The sequence below is a fragment of the Actinomycetospora aeridis genome, assembly GCF_037400275.1.
In the GTDB taxonomy this organism is placed as follows: domain Bacteria; phylum Actinomycetota; class Actinomycetes; order Mycobacteriales; family Pseudonocardiaceae; genus Actinomycetospora; species Actinomycetospora aeridis.
Map to the genome: position 1 here is coordinate 59,728 of NZ_JBBEGL010000011.1, position 19,033 is coordinate 78,760.

General features: G+C 74.1%; 14 protein-coding genes. 10 read left to right on the plus strand and 4 right to left on the minus strand.

Features of this window, described 5'->3' with window-relative positions; translation table 11 throughout:
• Nucleotides 1–50: 50 nt before the first annotated feature.
• The 9 genes from WCD41_RS27495 to WCD41_RS27535 all read left to right on the plus strand — a co-directional run bounded on the left by WCD41_RS27495 (nt 51) and on the right by WCD41_RS27535 (nt 11,744).
• Nucleotides 51–2,015, plus strand: coding sequence for a TIGR03960 family B12-binding radical SAM protein (locus WCD41_RS27495; RefSeq protein ID WP_337718431.1), 1,965 nt, complete (start codon nt 51–53; stop codon nt 2,013–2,015).
• Between the two features lie 29 nt (nt 2,016–2,044).
• Complete coding sequence (locus WCD41_RS27500) at nt 2,045–2,569, plus strand: GNAT family N-acetyltransferase (protein ID WP_337718432.1); 525 nt, start codon at nt 2,045–2,047, stop codon at nt 2,567–2,569.
• On the plus strand, nt 2,569–3,366 hold the full coding sequence (locus WCD41_RS27505) for a TIGR03936 family radical SAM-associated protein (protein WP_337718433.1): 798 nt from the start codon (nt 2,569–2,571) through the stop codon (nt 3,364–3,366). Before WCD41_RS27500 ends, WCD41_RS27505 begins: the two co-directional genes overlap by 1 nt.
• Before the next feature lie 188 nt (nt 3,367–3,554).
• The gene (locus tag WCD41_RS27510) at nt 3,555–6,878 is read left to right on the plus strand and encodes a translation initiation factor IF-2 N-terminal domain-containing protein (protein WP_337718434.1); all 3,324 of its coding nucleotides are present in this window, start codon (nt 3,555–3,557) and stop codon (nt 6,876–6,878) included.
• A 179-nt stretch (nt 6,879–7,057) separates the two neighbouring features.
• On the plus strand, nt 7,058–7,357 hold the full coding sequence (rplU, locus tag WCD41_RS27515) for a 50S ribosomal protein L21 (RefSeq protein ID WP_337718435.1): 300 nt from the start codon (nt 7,058–7,060) through the stop codon (nt 7,355–7,357).
• Nucleotides 7,358–7,368: 11 nt separating this feature from the next.
• Nucleotides 7,369–7,638, plus strand: a complete 270-nt coding sequence (gene rpmA, locus WCD41_RS27520; RefSeq protein ID WP_337718436.1) for a 50S ribosomal protein L27 — start codon at nt 7,369–7,371, stop codon at nt 7,636–7,638.
• Nucleotides 7,639–7,843: 205 nt separating this feature from the next.
• The gene (obgE, locus tag WCD41_RS27525) at nt 7,844–9,328 is read left to right on the plus strand and encodes a GTPase ObgE (RefSeq protein WP_337718437.1); all 1,485 of its coding nucleotides are present in this window, start codon (nt 7,844–7,846) and stop codon (nt 9,326–9,328) included.
• Nucleotides 9,325–10,467 carry a glutamate 5-kinase gene (gene proB, locus WCD41_RS27530; RefSeq protein ID WP_337718438.1) on the plus strand — a complete coding sequence of 381 codons (1,143 nt, stop codon included), beginning with the start codon at nt 9,325–9,327 and terminating at the stop codon, nt 10,465–10,467. Before obgE ends, proB begins: the two co-directional genes overlap by 4 nt.
• Nucleotides 10,464–11,744 carry an aldehyde dehydrogenase family protein gene (locus tag WCD41_RS27535; RefSeq protein WP_337718439.1) on the plus strand — a complete coding sequence of 427 codons (1,281 nt, stop codon included), beginning with the start codon at nt 10,464–10,466 and terminating at the stop codon, nt 11,742–11,744. Before proB ends, WCD41_RS27535 begins: the two co-directional genes overlap by 4 nt.
• Nucleotides 11,745–11,796: 52 nt before the next feature.
• Here WCD41_RS27535 and WCD41_RS27540 read toward each other — a convergent pair whose 3' ends face one another.
• The gene (locus WCD41_RS27540) at nt 11,797–13,446 is read right to left on the minus strand and encodes an N-acetylmuramoyl-L-alanine amidase (RefSeq protein WP_337718440.1); all 1,650 of its coding nucleotides are present in this window, start codon (nt 13,444–13,446) and stop codon (nt 11,797–11,799) included.
• Nucleotides 13,447–13,573: 127 nt separating this feature from the next.
• On the opposite strand from WCD41_RS27540, the gene WCD41_RS27545 reads away from it, so the two are divergent.
• Nucleotides 13,574–15,868, plus strand: coding sequence for an ATP-binding cassette domain-containing protein (locus tag WCD41_RS27545; RefSeq protein WP_337718441.1), 2,295 nt, complete (start codon nt 13,574–13,576; stop codon nt 15,866–15,868).
• A gap of 6 nt (nt 15,869–15,874) precedes the next feature.
• Here the strand turns inward: WCD41_RS27545 and WCD41_RS27550 are convergent, their stop codons facing one another.
• The 3 genes from WCD41_RS27550 to WCD41_RS27560 are packed head-to-tail and all read right to left on the minus strand — an operon-like array spanning nt 15,875 to nt 19,016.
• Nucleotides 15,875–16,585 (minus strand): helix-hairpin-helix domain-containing protein, encoded by a 711-nt coding sequence (locus WCD41_RS27550; RefSeq protein ID WP_337718442.1) that lies wholly within the window; start codon nt 16,583–16,585, stop codon nt 15,875–15,877.
• Nucleotides 16,582–18,090: an acyl-CoA synthetase gene (locus WCD41_RS27555; RefSeq protein ID WP_337718443.1), complete on the minus strand. Its 1,509-nt coding sequence runs from the start codon at nt 18,088–18,090 to the stop codon at nt 16,582–16,584. The genes WCD41_RS27550 and WCD41_RS27555 overlap by 4 nt, the downstream gene beginning before the upstream one ends.
• A gap of 32 nt (nt 18,091–18,122) precedes the next feature.
• The gene (locus WCD41_RS27560; RefSeq protein ID WP_337718444.1) at nt 18,123–19,016 is read right to left on the minus strand and encodes an MOSC domain-containing protein; all 894 of its coding nucleotides are present in this window, start codon (nt 19,014–19,016) and stop codon (nt 18,123–18,125) included.
• Nucleotides 19,017–19,033: the final 17 nt, after the last annotated feature.

Consider the following 19,033-nt stretch of genomic DNA (forward strand, 5'->3'; position numbering starts at 1 on the left):
GTGTGCCCGGGTCGAGGGGGCCGTCGGCCCCGATCGTTACCCTGGGTCCCGTGGTCGAGTCCGTGTTCGAACGCCTGGAACCCCTGCTGCCGCGGGTGAAGAAGCCGGTGCAGTACGTCGGCGGCGAGCGCAACGCGGGCACCAAGCCGTGGGACTCGGTGCCGGTCCACTGGGCGCTGTGCTACCCCGACGCCTACGAGGTCGGGCTGCCCAACCAGGGCCTCATGATCCTGTACGAGGTCCTCAACGAGCGCCCCGACGCCCTCGCCGAGCGCACCTACGCCGTCTGGCCGGACCTCGCCGCGCTCATGCGCGAGCATGACGTCCCGCAGTTCACCGTCGACGGACACCGTCCGGTCGGGGCGTTCGACGTGCTCGGCGTCAGCTTCGCCACCGAGCTGGGCTACACGAACCTGCTCTCGATCCTCGACCTCGCCGGGATCCCGCTGCACAGCGCGGACCGGACGGGCGAGCACCCGCTGGTCCTCGCCGGCGGGCACGCGGCGTTCAACCCCGAGCCGATCGCCGACTTCGTCGACCTCGTCGCCCTCGGTGACGGCGAGGAGGTCGTCGGCGAGCTCACCGACGCCGTCAGGGAGGCCAAGGCGCAGGGCCTCAACCGGCGGGCGACCCTCGAGCGCGCGGCCGCGGTGCCCGGTGTCTACGTCCCCGGCCTCTACGACGTGACCTACGGCGACGACGGCGCCATCGCCGCGGTGACGCCCACCAGTGACGCGGCGCCCGCCCGCGTCCACAAGCGCACCACCAGCGACCTCGACGACTGGCCCTACCCGAAGGCGCCGCTGGTCCCGATGGCCGAGACCGTCCACGAGCGGATGAGCGTCGAGATCTTCCGCGGCTGCACGCGCGGCTGCCGCTTCTGCCAGGCCGGCATGATCACCCGGCCGGTGCGGGAGCGGTCGCCGCAGGGCGTGGGGGAGATGGTCGAGCAGGGCCTGCAGAACTCGGGCTACCACGAGGTGGGGCTGCTCTCGCTCTCCAGCGCAGACCACTCCGGCATCGGCGAGATCGCCACGTCGCTCGCCGACCGCTACGAGGGCACGGGTACGGGCCTGAGCCTGCCGTCGACCCGCGTGGACGCGTTCAACGTGACCCTGGCCGAGGAGCTGACCCGCAGCGGTCGCCGGTCCGGCCTCACGTTCGCCCCCGAGGGCGGGTCCGAGCGCCTCCGCAAGGTGATCAACAAGATGGTCTCCGAGGAGGAGCTCATCGCGACCGTCTCCACCGCGTACGAGCACGGGTGGCGGCAGGTCAAGCTGTACTTCATGTGCGGTCTGCCCACCGAGACCGACGAGGACGTCCTCCAGATCGCGTCGATGGCCCACGAGGTCATCCGCGCCGGACGCAAGGCCGCCGGCCGCGGCGACGTCCGCACCACGGTGTCGATCGGCGCGTTCGTCCCCAAGCCGCACACGCCGTTCCAGTGGGCCGCACAGACCGCGCCCGACGTCGTCGACAACCGGCTGCGCAAGCTCCGCGAGGCGATCAACAGCGACCGCTCGCTGGGCCGCAACATCGGCCTGCGCTACCACGACGGCGAGCCCAGCCTGATCGAAGGGCTGCTCAGCCGGGGTGACCGCCGTGTCGGCCGGGTGATCGAGCGGGCGTGGCGCGACGGCCAGCAGTTCGACGGCTGGAGCGAGCACTTCTCGTTCGAGCGCTGGGTCGCGGCGGCGGAGGCGGAGCTGCACGACGTCGACCTCGGGTGGTTCACCACCCGCGAGCGCGGCGAGCACGAGATCCTGCCGTGGGACCACCTCGACTCCGGGCTCGACCGCGGCTGGCTGTGGGACGACTGGCAGGACGCGCTGAACGCCGAGGAGCAGGACGACTGCCGCTGGACGCCGTGCTTCGACTGCGGCGTCTGCCCGACGATGGGCACCGAGATCCAGATGGCCCCGGCGGGGCGCCCGTCCCTGCCGATCACGCCGGTGGAGAGCCGGCGGTCGACCCCGGTGCGCAACCCCGCCCTCGCGTCCGACCGCGGGGTGTGACCGCCGGTGATCACCGTGCCCGGGCACCCGTGAGCACGGCGGGGCAGGAGCCGGCGGAGCCCGAGGTCCGCGTCCGCCGGGCGGGCACCACGGACGGCGACGCCGTCGCCGCGCTGCGCCGGGCGTGGGTCGAGCAGCGGGGCCGCGCGACCCCGGGCGCCGACCCGGGCTTCGAGCACGGGTTCGCGACGTGGTGGCGCGCCGAGCTGTCCCACCACGCCGTGTGGGTCGCCGAGGCCCGCGCCGCCGGGGCCGAGTGGGCCGAGTGGGCGGCCGTCGGGTCCCTCGACGTCGCCGAGGTCGCCGCCATGCCGGCGCCCGGACGGCCGGGGGAGCGCTGGGGATACGTCGGGAGCCTCGTCGCGCTCGGCGAGGCGCCCCGCGGCGTGCCCCGCAAGCTCCTGGGCGCCGCGGTGGCCCACGCGCGCGACCGCGGGCTGGTCCGGCTCGTGCTGCGGCCGTCCCCGGCCGGGGCGGCGTTCTACCGCGCGGCCGGCTTCAGCCCGGCCGGCGAGGAGATGATGGTGCTGTCGACCGGGGGAGGGGATGGCTGATGGCGTCCAGGACGAAGGCCGGCGAGGCGCCCCACCCCTCCGCGCCCACCGTCGCCAAGCTCCGGATGCGGTTCGCGAAGCGCGGGCGTGCCCGGTTCAGCTCGCACCGCGATGTCGCGCGGACCATGGAGTGGACGCTGCGCCGCGCCGGGGTGCCGGTGTCGCTCTCGCACGGCTTCAGTCCCCATCCGCGGCTGTCCTGGATCGGTGCCGCGCCGACGGGCGCGGCCAGCGAGGCCGAGTACGTCGAGATCGGGGTCACCGAGCACCTCGATCCGGCGGTCGTCGCGCGGGAGGTCGACGCGGTCCTGCCCGACGGGATCGCCGTGGTCGAGGTGGTGCTCGCCGGCCCCGGCGCCCTCGCCGACCGCATCGACGCGAGCATCTGGGACATCGAGACCCCCGGCGTGTCGGACGACGCGCTCGCCGCCGCTGTGGAGGCGTTCCTCGCGGCGCCGGAGGTGTCGGTGGAGCGCCTCACGAAGAACGGACCCCGTCCGCTGGACGTGCGCGCGGCCGTCGCCGAACTGGGGTGTGGGCTCACCCGAAAGGACGAACCAGCGGCGGCTGACCGGGAGGACCGTGCACCGGCGGCGACGTGTGGGAGACTGACAGCGGTCGTACGGCACACCACGCCGGCCGCACGACCCGACGATGTGTGCAGTGCCCTTCGCGCCGTCGCCGACCTCGAGTTCCCGGAGCCCGTCAGGGCCACCCGGAGGGCCCAGGGCCGGCTCGACGAGCGCGGGGAGCTGATCGACCCGCTCGCGGCGGACCGCGCGGCACCCCCCGCGTAGCCCCTCCGGACGGACCCGGTCGGCCTCGGTGCTCTCGCGTCGCCGCACTGCACGATCCGACGGCCACCCGATCCGCCGGTCGTGCCGCAACTCGGCGACCGTCCCCCGGGACGGCCGCTCCGGCGAGACCACGCGAGGTCCCCGTGTGGCCGCGACCTCCGTGTCGCGCCCGGGGGCGGAGGAGATGGATGACCGACACCGACACCCCTCCCGGCGGATCACCCGCCGCGGGGGCCGTCGCACCCGGACGCCCCGACGACGCGGCCCTGGCCGCGCTGCCCGACAAGGTGCGGGTGCACGCGCTCGCCCGCGTCGTGGGCACGTCCAGTCGCGAGCTGCTGGCGGTGCTCGCCCGGCTCGGCGTCGGGGCGCGCAGCGCGCAGTCCAGCGTCGACCGTGAGGTCGTGGGCCGGGTCGTCGACGACCTGTTCCCGGCTCCGGGTGCCCCCGCCGGCACGACGGCGGCCGCCGAGTCGAGCGCGAGCGTGCTCGGCGAGGACCCGGCGACCCCGGACGACCCGCTGCTCCTGCCGGAGTCGGAGCGCGACACCACGGACGACGTCACGACGGGTGTCACGTCCGACACCACCGCGACACCGCAGACCGCCGGCGCCCCGGCCTTCGCGGCGCCGATGTTCCTGGCCCCCGAGAGCACCCCCGACGCCGAGGTCGCCCCGTCGCGCACCCGCCGGCGTCGCGGCAGCCGCTCTACCGGCGTCGTCACCCCCGGGGAGGCCACCGAGACCGAGACCACCGGGGACTCCGCGCCCGCCGAGGACGCCGAGACCTCGTCCGGCACCTCGTCGGGCACGTCCGCCGGCAGCGGGTCCGACGCGAGCTCCAGGGCCGATTCCGGGGCCGATTCCGGGGCCGATTCCGGGGCCGACTCCGGGCCCGACTCCGACGCCGGTGACGACGAGGACGACGGCGGCCGCCGCCGGCGCCGCCGGGGCCGCCGCGGGCGCGGCCGGGGCCGGGGTGGCAGCGACGACGCCGACGGCGACGGCTCGGACGCGGACGACGCGGGCGACACCGACGAGCGCACCGGTGGGTCCGGTGACTCCGAGGACGAGTCCGGTGACGCCTCCGAGGGTTCCGACAGCTCCGAGACCGACGACGGCGACGAGGGCGAGGGGTCGTCGGGCAGCTCCCGGCGCCGGCGTCGGCGGCGCCGTCGGTCCTCGGAGGGAGACGGCTCGTCCTCCGACGGCTCGTCGTCCGAGGGGGACGACCCGCCGGACACCGTCACCCACGTCCGCGACCGCGTCGAGCGGCCCGAGGGCGGCAAGTCGTCCAACGACGAGGTGCGCGGCGTCAAGGGCTCGACGCGTCTCGAGGCCAAGCGCCAGCGTCGCCGGGACGGCCGCGAGTCCGGCCGTCGGCGCCCCGCGATCCTCTCCGAGTCGGAGTTCCTCGCCCGGCGCGAGGCCGTCGAGCGGACCATGGTCGTGCGCCAGCAGGCCGGGCGCAGCCAGATCGGGGTGCTCGAGGACGGCGTCCTCGTGGAGCACTTCGTGGCCGGCGACGGCCAGAACTCGATGGTCGGCAACGTCTACCTCGGCCGGGTGCAGAACGTGCTCCCGTCGATGGAGGCCGCGTTCGTCGACATCGGGCGCGGGCGCAACGCCGTGCTCTACGCCGGAGAGGTCAACTGGGACGCCTCTGGCCTCGAGGGCAAGCAGCGCAAGATCGAGCAGGCGCTGTCGACCGGCGACCAGGTGCTCGTCCAGGTGACGAAGGACCCCGTCGGCCACAAGGGCGCCCGCCTCACGACCCAGATCAGCCTGCCCGGCCGTTTCCTCGTGTTCGTGCCCGCGGGCGGGGCCACGGGGATCAGCCGCAAGCTGCCCGACACCGAGCGCAAGCGACTCAAGGAGATCCTCAAGCGGATCGTCCCCGACGAGTCGGGCGTGATCATCCGCACGGCCGCCGAGGGCGTCAGCGAGGAGGACCTCGACCGCGACGTCCGTCGGCTCACCGCGCAGTGGGAGGTCATCGAGTCCTCCGCCGCCGGCGCGAAGAGCTCGAAGGGGCCGACCCTCGTCTACGAGGAGCCCGACCTCCTCATCCGCGTCGTCCGCGACATGTTCAACGAGGACTTCTCCTCGCTCGTCGTCTCCGGTGAGCGGGCGTGGGAGACCCTCGAGGGCTACGTGTCGCACGTCGCGCCGGAGCTCGCCGGGCGCCTGACCCGCCACACCGGACCCGAGGACGTGTTCGCCGCGCACCGCATCGACGAGCAGCTGATCAAGGCCCTCGACCGGAAGGTCTGGCTGCCCTCCGGCGGCACGCTGGTGATCGACCGCACCGAGGCGATGACCGTCGTCGACGTCAACACCGGCAAGTTCACGGGGTCCGGCGGCAACCTCGAGGAGACGGTCACGCGCAACAACCTCGAGGCCGCCGAGGAGATCGTCCGCCAGCTCCGGCTGCGCGACATCGGCGGCATGATCGTCATCGACTTCATCGACATGGTGCTGGAGTCCAACCGCGACCTCGTCCTGCGCCGCCTCACCGAATGCCTCGGGCGTGACCGCACGCGTCACCAGGTCTCCGAGGTCACCTCGCTCGGCCTGGTGCAGATGACGCGCAAGCGCGTCGGGCAGGGCCTGCTCGACGAGTTCTCCACCACCTGCGAGCACTGCCGCGGGCGCGGGGTCATCGTGTCGTCCGAGCCGGTCATGGGCCACGACCACGGGTCGTCGAACGGGAACGGGTCGAAGGACAGCGGCAAGGACTCCGGCAAGGACTCCGGGAAGGACAACGGCAAGGAGTCCAGCGGCAAGGAGTCCGGGGGCAAGGAGTCCGGAAAGGACTCCGGTTCCGGCGGGTCCGGGCGGCGCGGCCGTCGCGGCCGTCGTTCGGAGCGCTCCGAGGGAGGCTCGCCCGCGGCGGTGGCCGCGGCGACGGGTCTGCTGCCCGAGCAGGGCGGCGAGGACGCCGAGGAGGCCGAGGCCACCGAGGCCACAGACGTCACCGAGGTCACCGAGACCGTCGGGACGTCCGTGGGGACCCAGACCGAGACGGTCGTCGAGGCGGACGAGGCCGAGGTGGAGCTCGAGGCGGGCCTCGCGTCCGCGACCGGCGCCGAGGAGGCCGTCGCCGAGCCGGCGGCCGACACCGAGACCGAGACCGACACCGAGGCCGACACCGAGGCCGTCGAGGAGACGATCCACGACGCCGTCGAGGCCGAGGTCGCCCTCGAGGCCGATCTCCAGGAGCACGTCCCCGGCGGGAACGGCACCGGCCCGGACACCGGCACCGACGCCCGGGCGGGCACCGGGGCCGCTGCTACTGCTGGGCCGCGCATCACCGGTGCCATCGGCGCCCCCAACGGCAACGGCAACGGGCACGGCCCCGACGAGGCCCTCGTGACGCCCGCGGGCGCCCCGCGGGCCGCCGAGGAGGAGGCCGAGACGCCCGAGACCGCCGCCGTCCCCACGGGCAGCGGCACCGCCCGTCGGGGGCGTCGTCGCGCCGCCTCGCGCCCGGCCGGACCGCCCACCGACTGACCGTTCGCGCCCTCCGTGGTGCGGGTCGTCCCCCGGGGTCGGACCCGCACCAGGGGGCGGGTACCCTAGGACGTCGGAGCCCGCCGGGTCGTCACCCGCGGCACCATGCGCGCCGAGCTCGCACCGCACGAGCCGCGCGCGAGAGCCGGAAGCCCTCGCAGACAGGAGTCCCGCGGAAGATGTACGCGATCGTGAAGACCGGCGGCAAGCAGTACAAGGTCGCGGTCGGCGACGTCATCGACGTGGAGCTCCTCGACGGTGACACGGTCGACCTGCAGCCCGTCCTGATCGTCGACGGCAGCACCGTGCTCAGCTCGGCGTCCGACCTCGAGAAGGTCTCCATCACCGGCAGCATCGTCGGTGAGAACAAGGGCCCGAAGATCAAGATCATGAAGTACAAGAACAAGACCGGGTACAAGCGGCGCGTCGGCCACCGCCAGCGCTACAGCCGCCTCGAGGTCACGAACATCTCGAAGTAAGGGGAGCAGACATGGCTCACAAGAAGGGTGCGTCCAGCTCCCGCAACGGTCGCGACTCGAACGCCCAGCGGCTCGGTGTGAAGCGCTTCGGCGGCCAGGTCGTCAAGGCCGGCGAGATCCTCGTCCGCCAGCGCGGCACCAAGTTCCACCCGGGCGTCGGTGTCGGCCGTGGCGGCGACGACACGCTGTTCGCCCTCGTCGCCGGCTCGGTGACGTTCGGGTCGAAGCGCGGTCGCAAGACCGTCGGCATCACCCCGGCGGAGGAGACCGTCTCCGCCTGAGGTCGCACGGAGCGCAGCGGAGCTGCGACGCCGAAGGCCGACGACAGCATCAGCAGTACCGTCAGGGGTGGGTCCGGGAACACGGACCCACCCCTTTCGCTTGTTCCACTGCGCCTCGTCCCGAGGCGAGCGTGTGGCGTCACGGACACTGAGTGTCTGCGGTGGCCCACCGCTGACACGACACACCGGGAAGGACACGCCGGAGATGGCCCGCTTCGTCGACCACGTGACTCTGCACGTCACGGCGGGGTCCGGCGGGCACGGCTGCGCGTCGATCCGCCGCGAGAAGTTCGTGCCCCTCGGCGGGCCGGACGGCGGCAACGGCGGGCGGGGCGGCGACGTCGTGCTCGTCGTCGATCCCGGCGTCCACACTCTGCTCGACTTCCACCACCGCCCGCACGCCACCGCCGGCAACGGGCGCCCGGGGCAGGGCAGCTTCCGCAACGGCGCCAACGCCGACGACATCGAGCTCGCCGTCCCCGAGGGCACGGTCGTGCTCGACACCGACGGCGAGGTCCTCGGCGACCTCACGGGGATGGGGACGCGCTTCGTCGCCGTGCGCGGCGGGCGGGGCGGGCTCGGCAACGCGGCGCTCGCGGGACCGTCGCGCAAGGCCCCGGGGTTCGCGCTGCTGGGCGAGCCGGGAGAGTCGCGTGACCTGGTGCTCGAGCTGCGCTCGATGGCCGACGTCGGGCTCCTGGGATACCCGAGTGCCGGCAAGTCGTCGCTGGTCAGCGCCATGAGCGCCGCCAAGCCGAAGATCGCCGACTACCCGTTCACCACGCTCGCCCCGAACCTCGGCGTCGTCTCCGCCGGCGGCAGCACGTTCACCGTCGCCGACGTCCCGGGCCTCATCCCGGGTGCGAGCGCCGGCAAGGGGCTCGGCCTCGACTTCCTGCGCCACATCGAGCGCTGCTCGGTGCTGGTGCACGTCGTCGACTGCGCGACCTTCGAGGCCGACCGCGACCCCGTCTCCGACATCCGTGCCCTCGAGGCCGAGCTCGCCGCCTACACCCCGGCGCTCGGCACCGACCTCGAGCAGCGCCCCCGGATCGTCGCCCTCAACAAGATCGACGTCCCGGACGCCGCCGACCTCGCGGAGATGGTGCACGAGGAGGTCGCCGGGTTCGGCTGGCCGGTCGTGGAGATCTCCACCGCGAGCCACGCCGGCCTGAACGAGCTGGCCTACAGGATGGCCGCCGCCGTGGACGACGCCCGCGCCGCCGCGGTGCCCTCGACCGCCCCCCGGGTCGTGCTGCGGCCCACCGCGGTCGACGACACCGGCTTCGCGGTCGCGCCCGACCCCGAGGAAGGGTTCGTGGTGACGGGCGAGAAGCCCGAGCGGTGGGTGCGCCAGACCGACTTCGCCAACGACGAGGCCGTGGGCTACCTCGCCGACCGGCTCGCCCGCCTCGGTGTCGAGGAGGCGCTCGCCGAGGCCGGAGCGCGGCCGGGGGACATGGTGACGATCGGCATCCACACCTTCGACTGGGAGCCCTCGACCCCGGCCGGTGTCGCGGCGATGCGCGGCAACCGCGGCACCGACCCCCGTCTCGAGGGCATCGAGCGGGTCGACCGCCCGTCGGCCACCGACCGCCGTGCCGCCCGCGACGAGCGCCGCCGCCACCAGAGCGACGACGAGCTCGGCATCACGCCGTGGCACGAGGACTACGAGGACGACGGCCGGTGAGTGCCCGCGAGGCCGTCGCCGGGGCGCGCCGGCTCGTGGTCAAGGTCGGGTCGACGTCGCTGACCACGGTGGACGGCGGGCTGGACGTGGGTCGTCTCGACGCCCTCGTCGACGCGGTGGCCGCACGGGCTGCGGGCACGCAGGTGGTGCTCGTGAGCTCCGGGGCGATCGCGGCCGGGCTGCGCCCGCTCGGGCTCCCGCGCCGCCCCCGCGACCTCGCGACCCAGCAGGCCGCCGCCGGCGTCGGGCAGCTCCACCTCACCCGCGCCTACGCCGAGGCGTTCGCCCGGCACGGCCGCACGGTGGGCCAGGTGCTGCTGACCTCGCACGACGTCGTGCGCCGCCAGCCCTACCGCAACGCGCAGCGGACCTTCGAGCGCCTGCTCGGTCTGGGCGTCGTGCCCGTGGTCAACGAGAACGACACCGTCGCCACCGACGAGATCCGCTTCGGCGACAACGACCGGCTCGCCGCGCTCGTCGCCCACGTGATCTCCGCGGACGCGCTCGTGCTGCTCTCCGACGTCGCCGGTGTCTACGACGCCGACCCGCGCTCGCCGGGAGCGAGCCTCGTCCGCGAGGTCACCGGCGGTCCGGGCAGTCCGGCCCTCGCCGGCGTCCGCGTCGGCAAGACGTCCTCGCTGGGCACCGGCGGGATGGCTTCGAAGCTCGCCGCGGCGGACCTCGCCAGCGGCGCCGGGGTCCCCGTGCTCGTCGCCGCCGCCGCGGACGCGCCCGCCGCGCTCGACGGCGCCGAGGTGGGCACGGTCTTCGCGCCCCACGGCCCGCGGCTCTCGGCGCGCCGGTTCTGGCTGCGTCACATGGCCGGCACCCGCGGTCGGCTGCACCTCGACGACGGTGCGGTGCGCGCGGTCGTCGGGCGACGCCGGTCCCTGCTGGCCGCCGGCATCGTGGGCTCGGACGGCGACTTCGAGGCCGGCGACGTGGTCGACCTCGTCGACCCGCGCGGCGAGGTCGTCGCCCGCGGCGTCGTGGCGTTCGACGCCGAGGAACTGCCCGAGATCTCCGGGCGCTCCAGCGACGACCTGCCGCCGGAGCTGCGGCGCGAGGTCGTGCACGCCGACGACCTCGTGCCGGTCGTCGCGACCATCCCCGACCCCGCCGAGGTGAGCTCGCCGTGACCACCACCCCCGTCGCCGCCGACCCCGAGGCGATCGTCACCGACTGCGGCCGCCGCGCCGCCGCCGCGGCCCCGCGCATGGCGGCCGCGCACGACCACGAGGTCGCCGCCGCGCTGCGGGGCATGGCGCGGCTGCTCACCGAGGCCGCGGACACCGTCATCACCGCGAACCTCGCCGACGTCGAGGCGGCCGAGCGCGCCGGCACCACGCCCGCGCTCGTCGACCGCCTGCGCCTCGACCGCCCCCGCCTCGACGCGATGGCCGAGACCCTGCGCGAGCTCGCGGACGTCCCCGTCCCGCCGGCCGACACCGTGCTCGAGGAGCGCCCGGACGGGCTGCGGCTCATCGAGCGGCGCCGGCCGGTCGGGGTGATCGGCGCGAACTTCGAGGCCCGGCCCAACGTGGTGGTCGACGTCGCCTCGCAGCTGGTGAAGTCCCGCAACGCGGGCGTCCTGCGCACCGGGGGCGCCGCCCTGGCCTCGGCGACCGCGCTGATGGAGGCCGTCGTCGCCCCGGCGCTCGCCGGCGCCGGGCTCGACCCCGACGCGGTGGTGCTGGTGACCGACCCGCGCCGCGAGTGCGCCGTCGAGCTCGTCCGCCGGCCCGACCTCGTCCCGCTGGTGATCCTGCGCGGATCCGGCGACACCACGCGCTCGCTCGGTCTCGAGGCCGCACAGCACGGCGTGCGGACCCTCGCCCACGCCGACGGCGGCGGCGTCCTCTACGTCGACCGCGCCGCGCCCGTCGAGCTCGCGCACACGATGGTGACGTCGTCGCTCGACCGGCTCGGCGTCTGCAACCGGCTCAACCTCCTGCTCGTCGAGCGCCACCGGTGGGACGAGGTCGTCCCCGGGCTCGTCGCGCTGCTCGAGGAGAACGGCCTGCGCGCCTCGCTGCCCCCGCACGACCACCCGCTCGGCCACGAGTGGGCGCTCGACGACGGCCGCGAGGCCACGGTGACGCTGGCGCCGGCGGACGGGCCCGCCGACGCCGCGACGATCGCCAACCGCGAGACCTCCGGGCTGGCGGCGACGATCGTCACCGCCGACGAAGCGGCCGCGCGCGATTTCCTCGACACCTACGCGGGCACCGGGGCGTTCTGGAACGCGACGACCCGGCTCCTGGACGGGGTCAAGCTGCGCCGGGTCCCCGAGACCGGCATCAACGTCGACCACGTGCCCGGCCCGCGCGGCCCCGTGGTGTTCACCGACCTGTGCCTGCGCCAGTTCGTGGTCGTGCCCGCCTCGACGGCGATCGGGGTGCCTGACGGCATGTGAGCAGAAAGAAGTGCCAGAGCACTTCATTCTGCTCACATGGCCGAAGGCCACATCAGCTGTTGACAGTGACGACGCCGGTGGCGGTGTTGAGGCGCAGGTAGCCGCGCTCGAAGTCCTGGCGCTGCCCGCCGGCGACGGCGCGCTGGTCGCCCTTCGGGTAGCCGAGGCTCGAGCGCTCGTAGCCGAGCTGGCCCCACTTGGTGAGGATCGGTCCGCGCACCGGCCAGGCCCCGGTCTGCGGGGTCCAGTAGATCGAGCCGGACTGGAACAGGTTGTAGCGCCCGCGCCCGTCCGGGGCGCCCAGCTCGTCGGAGCGCGGGAGGGCGAGCGCCGAGCCCGCGGCGCCGAGGGCGTCGTAGCGGCTGCCGATGGAGCCGTACACCGCGCGGGCGCCGGTGGCCTGCGACCAGTAGATCGCGCCGTTGCCCGCGGAGAACCGCGTGACGCGGGCCGAGCGCGCGGTGGGGCTCTCGACCACCGAGGGCTCGCCGATGACGGTCCGCAGCGTCAGCCACTTCTGGCGGATCGGGTAGCTCGCGAGGTTGCCGACCAGCGCCGCGGTGCGCGAGCGGATGGTGGGCATCGACCGGACACCGGTGTTGCCCGGGCACTCGGTGGCGCCCACGTCGCGGTGCGCGAACACCGTCGGCAGCGACACCGCCCGCCCCGCCGGGTAGCGCGACGTCCCGCCGCCCGAGCTGGTCAGGGTGACGGTGGCCGCCGGGTCGCGGTAGAGCCCGCCGAGCTTGTAGGCCGCGAGCTGCGCGGTCGCCTCGATCGTCGCCGCGGGCGGGGCGACCGAGGTGAAGTCACCCATCATCCCGATGCCGAAGGTCTCGCGGTTGAACCCGCCGGCGTGGGCGGCGATCACCGAGCGGGCCAGCCCGCCCGCGCGTCCCTCGAACACCGTGCCGAAGCGGTCGACCAGCACGTTGTAGCCGATGTCGCCCCAGCCCTGCGTCCGCGCGTGGTAGGTGTAGATCCCGCGGACGATCGCCGCCGACTCGGCCGCGGTGTAGGCGTTGGTGCCCGCGGTGTGGTGCACGGTCACGGCACGCACGGTGGGCGTGTATTCCGGGGTCCACGTCATGAGGCGCTCGTCGGCGCCCCACTGCGCCCGGGTGACCACCGCGGGGCTGCTCGGGCTGCCGGTGGCGCCGCCGGGGGTCGTCGCCGCGGCCGCGATCCGGGCGTCGTTGCTGCTGGTGCCGGGGTCGATCGAGGTCAGGGCGACCCGTTGGGTCTCCGGCTGGCCGTTGGTGGACGCCCGGACCTGCACCTCCCGGCTCTGGTCCACCCACACCGGCTCGGTGCCGGTCGACGCGGACCGCTTGCCGTCCCGTTCGGTGTCGACGGGGTCGACGCGCGTCCACGGGCCGAACAGGCCGGTGACGAGGCGGCTGCGCATCTCGACGAGCTGCGGCGCCGGGCCGGTCCAGGTCACCGCGACCAGCTTGAGGGGGTCCGGGCTCGAGACCTGCCGGGCCCCGCCGGAGTCGGGGGAGGGGCTCGGCGTGGTGAGGCGTTCCTGTTCCACCTGCGCCGGCGTCGCCGACGCGTCCGGGAGCCGGGCCGGGGTGACGTCCTCGGGCTCGCCCGACGGCGGTGCCGCTGCCGGGAGGACCACCGGGGTGGCCGCCACCGCCGGTAGCCCGCTCACCAGCAGCACCGCCGCGAGCGGGGCGACGACCGCCGCGCTCACCCACCGTCCCTCGAGCCGTGTCGTCCGGCGCACGCCCATCCCCCCGATCGGTTGCCCACGAGGAGAACGCGCGTGATCGCCCCGGGGATACGGGCGCTGTCGGGGGTGGGTGGCAGTGTCCCCGGACGTGACCACCAGCAGGGCCGTCACCCCGCCCGAGCACCTGACCGTCACGGGCGCGCGGGAGAACAACCTGCGCGACGTCTCCGTGGCCGTGCCCAAGCGGGCCATCACCGCCTTCGTCGGCGTGTCCGGGTCGGGCAAGTCGTCACTGGTGTTCGACACGATCGCCGCCGAGGCGCAGCGCCAGCTCAACGACACGTTCTCGGCCTTCGTGCGGGGCGTCCTGCCGAAGATGGGCCGGCCCGACGCCGATCTCATCGAGAACCTGTCGACGGCGGTGATCGTCGACCAGAAGCGGCTCGGCGGCGGGCCCCGCTCGACGCTGGGCACGGTCACGGACATCCACCCGCTGCTGCGCCTGCTGTGGTCCCGCCGGTCGGTGCCGCACGTCGGCCACGGGTACGCGTTCTCGTTCAACCTGCCCGAGGGCATGTGCCCCACCTGCTCGGGCGCCGGCGAGGAGGTGACGCTCGACCACGCCCGCTTCTTCGACACCACGAGGTCGCTCGCCGGTGGGGCGATGCTGCACCGCGACTTCGCGGTGGAGGGCTGGTACTGGAACATCTACGCCCAGTCCGGCCGGTTCGACATGGACAAGCCGCTGGCCGAGTACGACGACGACGAGTGGCGGCTGCTGCTCCACGGCGCCGACGAGAAGATCCCCGTCCGCGGCCCCGGCGGGGGCGGCAAGCCCGTGAACATGGATTTCGAGGGCGTCGAGACGAAGTTCCGCCGCCTCTACATCCACACCGGGACCGAGGAGCTCTCCGACCGCAAGAAGGAGGTCCTCGCCCGGTTCACCACGGCGGTCCGCTGCACCGCCTGCCACGGCGACCGTCTCGCCGAGCCCGCGCGCACGGCCACCGTCGACGGCGTGACGCTGCCCGGGGCCTGCCGGCTCGACCTCGCCGCGCTCGCCGCCTGGCTCCCGACGGTGTCCGACGCCGGCGTCGCCCCGCTCGTCGACGAGGCCGTCGGGCGCCTGCAGGCGCTGGTCGACATGGGGCTGGGCTACCTGACGCTCGAGCGCGCGACGTCCACGTTGTCCGGCGGCGAGTCGCAGCGGGTGAAGATGGTCCGCCACCTGTCGTCGTCGCTGGTCGACGTCATGTACGTCTTCGACGAGCCGACGATCGGGCTGCACCCCCGCGACGTCGGGCGCATGACCGCGCTGATGCGCCGGCTGCGCGACAAGGGCAACACGGTGCTCGTCGTCGAGCACGACACCGACGTCATCGCCGCCGCCGACCACGTGGTCGAGATCGGGCCGCGGGCCGGGGCCGAGGGCGGCGAGATCGTCTACGAGGGCGATGTCGCCGGTCTTGAGTCCGCCGACACGCTCACGGGCCGGTTCCTCCATCGCCCGGTCCGATTGCGCGAGGCACCGCGCACGCCGACGGGCCGGCTGCCCGTGCGGGGCGCGTCCGCGCACAACCTGCGCGACGTCGACGTCGACGTGCCCACCGGCGTGCTCGTGGCGCTCACCGGCGTGGCCGGCTCCGGCAAGAGCACGCTCGTGCGCGAGGCGCTCGTGCCGGCCCACCCGGAGGCCATCGTGGTCGACCAGAGCGCCGTGGCGACGTCGAGCCGCTCCACGCCGGCCACGTGGACCGGCGTCATGGACTCGATCCGCAAGCTCTACGCCAAGCGCAACGGCGTCGCGGCGTCGCTGTTCAGCTTCAACTCCGCAGGGGCCTGCCCGGGGTGCAGCGGGCTCGGCGTGCAGTACAGCGACCTCGCGTTCCTCGACGGCGTCCGCTCGGTGTGCACCGAGTGCGAGGGACGCCGCTACACCCCCGAGGTCCTCGCGCTCACCGTCGACGGGGTGTCCATCTCCGACGCGCTCGACATGACGGCGGCGCGGGCCGTCGCGTTCTTCGATTCGAGGGACGTTCGCCGCAAGCTGCAGGCCGTCGTCGACGTCGGGTTGGGCTACCTGACGCTCGGCCAGCCGCTCTCCACGCTGTCGGGCGGCGAGTGCCAGCGGCTCAAGCTCGCCGGCCGCCTCCACGAGGAGGGCAACCTCTACGTGCTCGACGAGCCGACCACCGGACTACACATGTCCGACTGCGGCCACCTGCTGGGCCTGCTCGATCGCCTCGTCGACGGCGGCAGCACGGTGGTGGTCGTCGAGCACAACCTCGACGTGGTGGCCCACGCGGACTGGGTGATCGACCTCGGGCCCGAGGGCGGCGACGCGGGCGGCACCGTGGTCTTCAGTGGCCGGCCCGCGGAGCTCCTCGACGTCGCGGGCTCCCACACCGGGCATCACCTCGCCCGGCATCTCGCGAGCGGGTGACCGGACTCAGCGCCCCAGCACCACACCCCTGTCGCGGACCAGGTCCCACACGTCGACGGGCAGGTCGGCCCAGGCGAACACGTCCTCGACGGCCGTGAAGCGCCCCGCGGCCGTGCGGCAGGCCACGATCTGTTCGGCGTGCACCGGCGCGATCCCGAGCGTCCGGGCGATCACCGAGCCGGGCGCGGTGTTGAGGTCGACGAGCCCGCCGTCGTCGTAGGTGCGCTGGAGGTCGGGACGCCCGATCCGCAGCTCGCGGGCAAGTAGCGGGTCCTCCGCGGCGAGGCGCCGGGCCTCGGCGCGCCGCTCCCGCGCCGCCAGCGCCGCCGCGATCGCCGGGTCGGGCGGCGGCCGGTCCCAGCCGGCGGGCCGAGGCGCCGGGCGGTCGAACACCCGCGGCCGGACGAGCATCAGCACGACGAGCCCGCCGAGCAGGCCCGTCAGCATCGTGACGCTCGAGAGGGTCGAGGCGAGCCCGACGTAGCTGCCGTCCGGGGCGTGGTCGGAGACCCGGACGAGGACGAAGGTCGTGACGACGAGGACCACCGAGGCCAGCGCGAGCACGACGTAGCCCGGCCGCCGGGTACGCACCGCCGCGTGCGCGAGCGGCACCGGCAGCAGGAGGCCCAGGCTGAGCAGGTGGACGAGGAACCACCAGCCACCCCGCGTGAACCAGTTCCCGGCGCGGGGCGCCTCGGCGGGCGCGGGCTGCGTCACGACGGCACCTGGTCGCGCAGCACGCGCTTGAGCAGCTTGCCCGACTGGTTGCGGGGCAGCTCGTCGACGAAGTGGACGTGCTTCGGTGTCTTGTAGCCGGCGAGGCGACCCCGGGCGTGGGCGATGAGGTCGTCGGGGGAGACCTCGGTCTTCCGCACCACGAACGCCGTCACCGCCTCGATCCACCGCTCGTCGGGCGTGCCGATCACGGCGACCTCGGCGACCGCCTCGTGGGTGTAGAGCGCGTCCTCCACCTCGCGGGAGGCGACGAGCACCCCGCCGGTGTTGATCACGTCCTTGATGCGGTCGACGACGGTGATGTAGCCCTCGGCGTCGATGCGCACCAGATCGCCGGAGTGGAACCAGCCGTCGCGGAAGGTCTCGGCGGTCTCCTCGGGCTTGTCCCAGTAGCCCTCGCAGAGCTGCGGGGAGCGGTAGACGACCTCGCCGGTGCCGCCCGGCTCGACGTCCCGGCCCTCGTCGTCGACGACGCGCAGCTCGACGAACAGCACCGGGCGCCCGCAGGAGTCGGGCCGGGCGTCGTGCTCCTCGGGCTGCAGCACGGTGGCGAGCGGGCCGATCTCGGACTGCCCGAAGCAGTTGTAGACCCCGAGGGCGGGCAGCGCCTCGCGCAGCCGGTCCAGGATCGGCACCGGCATGATCGACGCGCCGTAGAACGCCTTGCGCAGGCTCGTCAGGTCGCGGGTGCCGAAGTCGGCGTGGTTGACCAGCGGCACCCACACCGTCGGCGCCAGGAAGATCGCCCCGATGCCGTCCGCCTCGACCCGCCGCAGGATCTCGGGGATGTCTGGCGCCTCCATGAGGTGGTTGGTGGCGCCGACCATGAGGTAGGGCATGAGGAAGAGCTGCATGCCCGCCGAGTGGTAGAGCGGCATGGCGTGCAGCGGGCGGTCCCCGTCGGACATGGCCAGCGCGTGCACGCCCGAGACGTACTCGTGCACCAGCCCGCGGTGGGTCATCATCGCGCCCTTGGGTCGCGAGGTGGTGCCCGAGGTGTAGAGGAGCTGGACGAGGTCGGTGTCGGCGACGGTCGAGGTCAGCTCCGGGAGGTCGCCCGACATCGAGCGCTCCAGCAGCGACCCGGGCGCGTCGCGCAGCGGCACCACCTGCTTCGGCTGCTCGCGCAGCGCGTCCACCGGGCCGGCCAGCGCCGGGTCGATCAGCAGCAGTCGGCTCCCGGACTGTTCGACGAGGTAGGCGAGCTCCTCGCCGGTCAGCGCGTAGTTGATCGGCACGTGGACCGCGCCGATCCGCGAGCAGCCGAGGAAGGCGAGCAGGTAGGCGTCGGAGTTCTTGCCGTAGGTGGCGACGCGGTCGCCGCCACCCACGCCCAGCTCGATGAGGAAGCCTGCGGCGCGGGTGACGGCGTCGTCGAGCTCGCGGTAGGTCCACGTGCGGTCGGCGAAGTGCAGTGCCACGCGGTCGGGGGTGCGGCGGGCGCTGCGGGTCAGCACCCCGTCGACGGTGCTGGAGCGGGTGTCCACACCGAGGATGATCCCCCGCACCGGGCCCGGTGTCAGGAGTGGGCGTCCCCCACGGCGACCTCGCCGCCCGCGCTGACGTCGGCGTAGACGCCGGCGCAGGCCCACTTGCCGGCGACCTCCGGCTTGGTGATGTCGATGCGGTTGTTCTTCGCGACCGTGCGCAGGGTGTTGCGGTCCTCGGGCAGGTCGCCCTGCGCCATGGTGGTCATGACGCAGCGCATGGTCTGGAAGGTGAAGGCGAGCCGGACGTCGCCACCGAGGCTCATCTCCTGTCCCGGCCAGTCGTTCTCGACGAACCCGGGCGCGGTGTCGGCGAGGACGACGTTCGGGCGGTAGCGGCGGGCGTCGAAGTCGCTCTCGGGGGCGAGCTCGCGCAGCCGGTCGAGGGTCGACTCGGTGACGACGTGCAGGGCGGCGAGGTCGTAGAAGCGCCCGGGGGGCGCGAAGGCGGCGACGTCGAAGTGGCTGATCGCCTCGCCGGTGTCCTCCTGGCGCTTGGTGGTGGCCTCGATGATGTGCTCGGGGCCCAGCTCGGCGCGCTCGACGCCCTCGATGTCGACCCAGAGCTCCTCGAAGGCCACGCCGTCGGGCGGCGTCGTGATCAGCTTGACCTCGCGGCCGAGCACGTCGGAGAGCGCCTGGTCGATGTCGGCGTCGTCGCTGCGGCGCGTCGACCCGTCCGGGAACGTGATCACCACCGGGGGCGCCGCCTCGCCGGGCACCGGCTCACCGCTGAACGCGGCGGAGAACTCGAGCAGCGTCGCCCACCGCTTGGGCACCTTCGCGCTGGCGACGATGCCGGTCTCGACGTCGAGCACGGCGTAGGCGCGGTCGCCCACCACACCGCGCTCGTCGAACACGGCACGGCTCAGGGACTCCCCGAGCATCGACTTCACGGGGTAGCGGTACAGCGCAGCGATCGTCACACCCGAGGAGATACCAC

Excerpts from the sequence above, each read along its gene's own strand:
- WCD41_RS27505 (WP_337718433.1), top strand. The coding sequence starts at position 2,569 with ATGGCGTCCAGGACGAAGGCCGGCGAGGCGCCCCACCCCTCCGCGCCC.
- WCD41_RS27510 (WP_337718434.1), top strand. The coding sequence starts at position 3,555 with ATGACCGACACCGACACCCCTCCCGGCGGATCACCCGCCGCGGGGGCC.
- rplU (WP_337718435.1), top strand. The coding sequence starts at position 7,058 with ATGTACGCGATCGTGAAGACCGGCGGCAAGCAGTACAAGGTCGCGGTC.
- rpmA (WP_337718436.1), top strand. The coding sequence starts at position 7,369 with ATGGCTCACAAGAAGGGTGCGTCCAGCTCCCGCAACGGTCGCGACTCG.
- obgE (WP_337718437.1), top strand. The coding sequence starts at position 7,844 with ATGGCCCGCTTCGTCGACCACGTGACTCTGCACGTCACGGCGGGGTCC.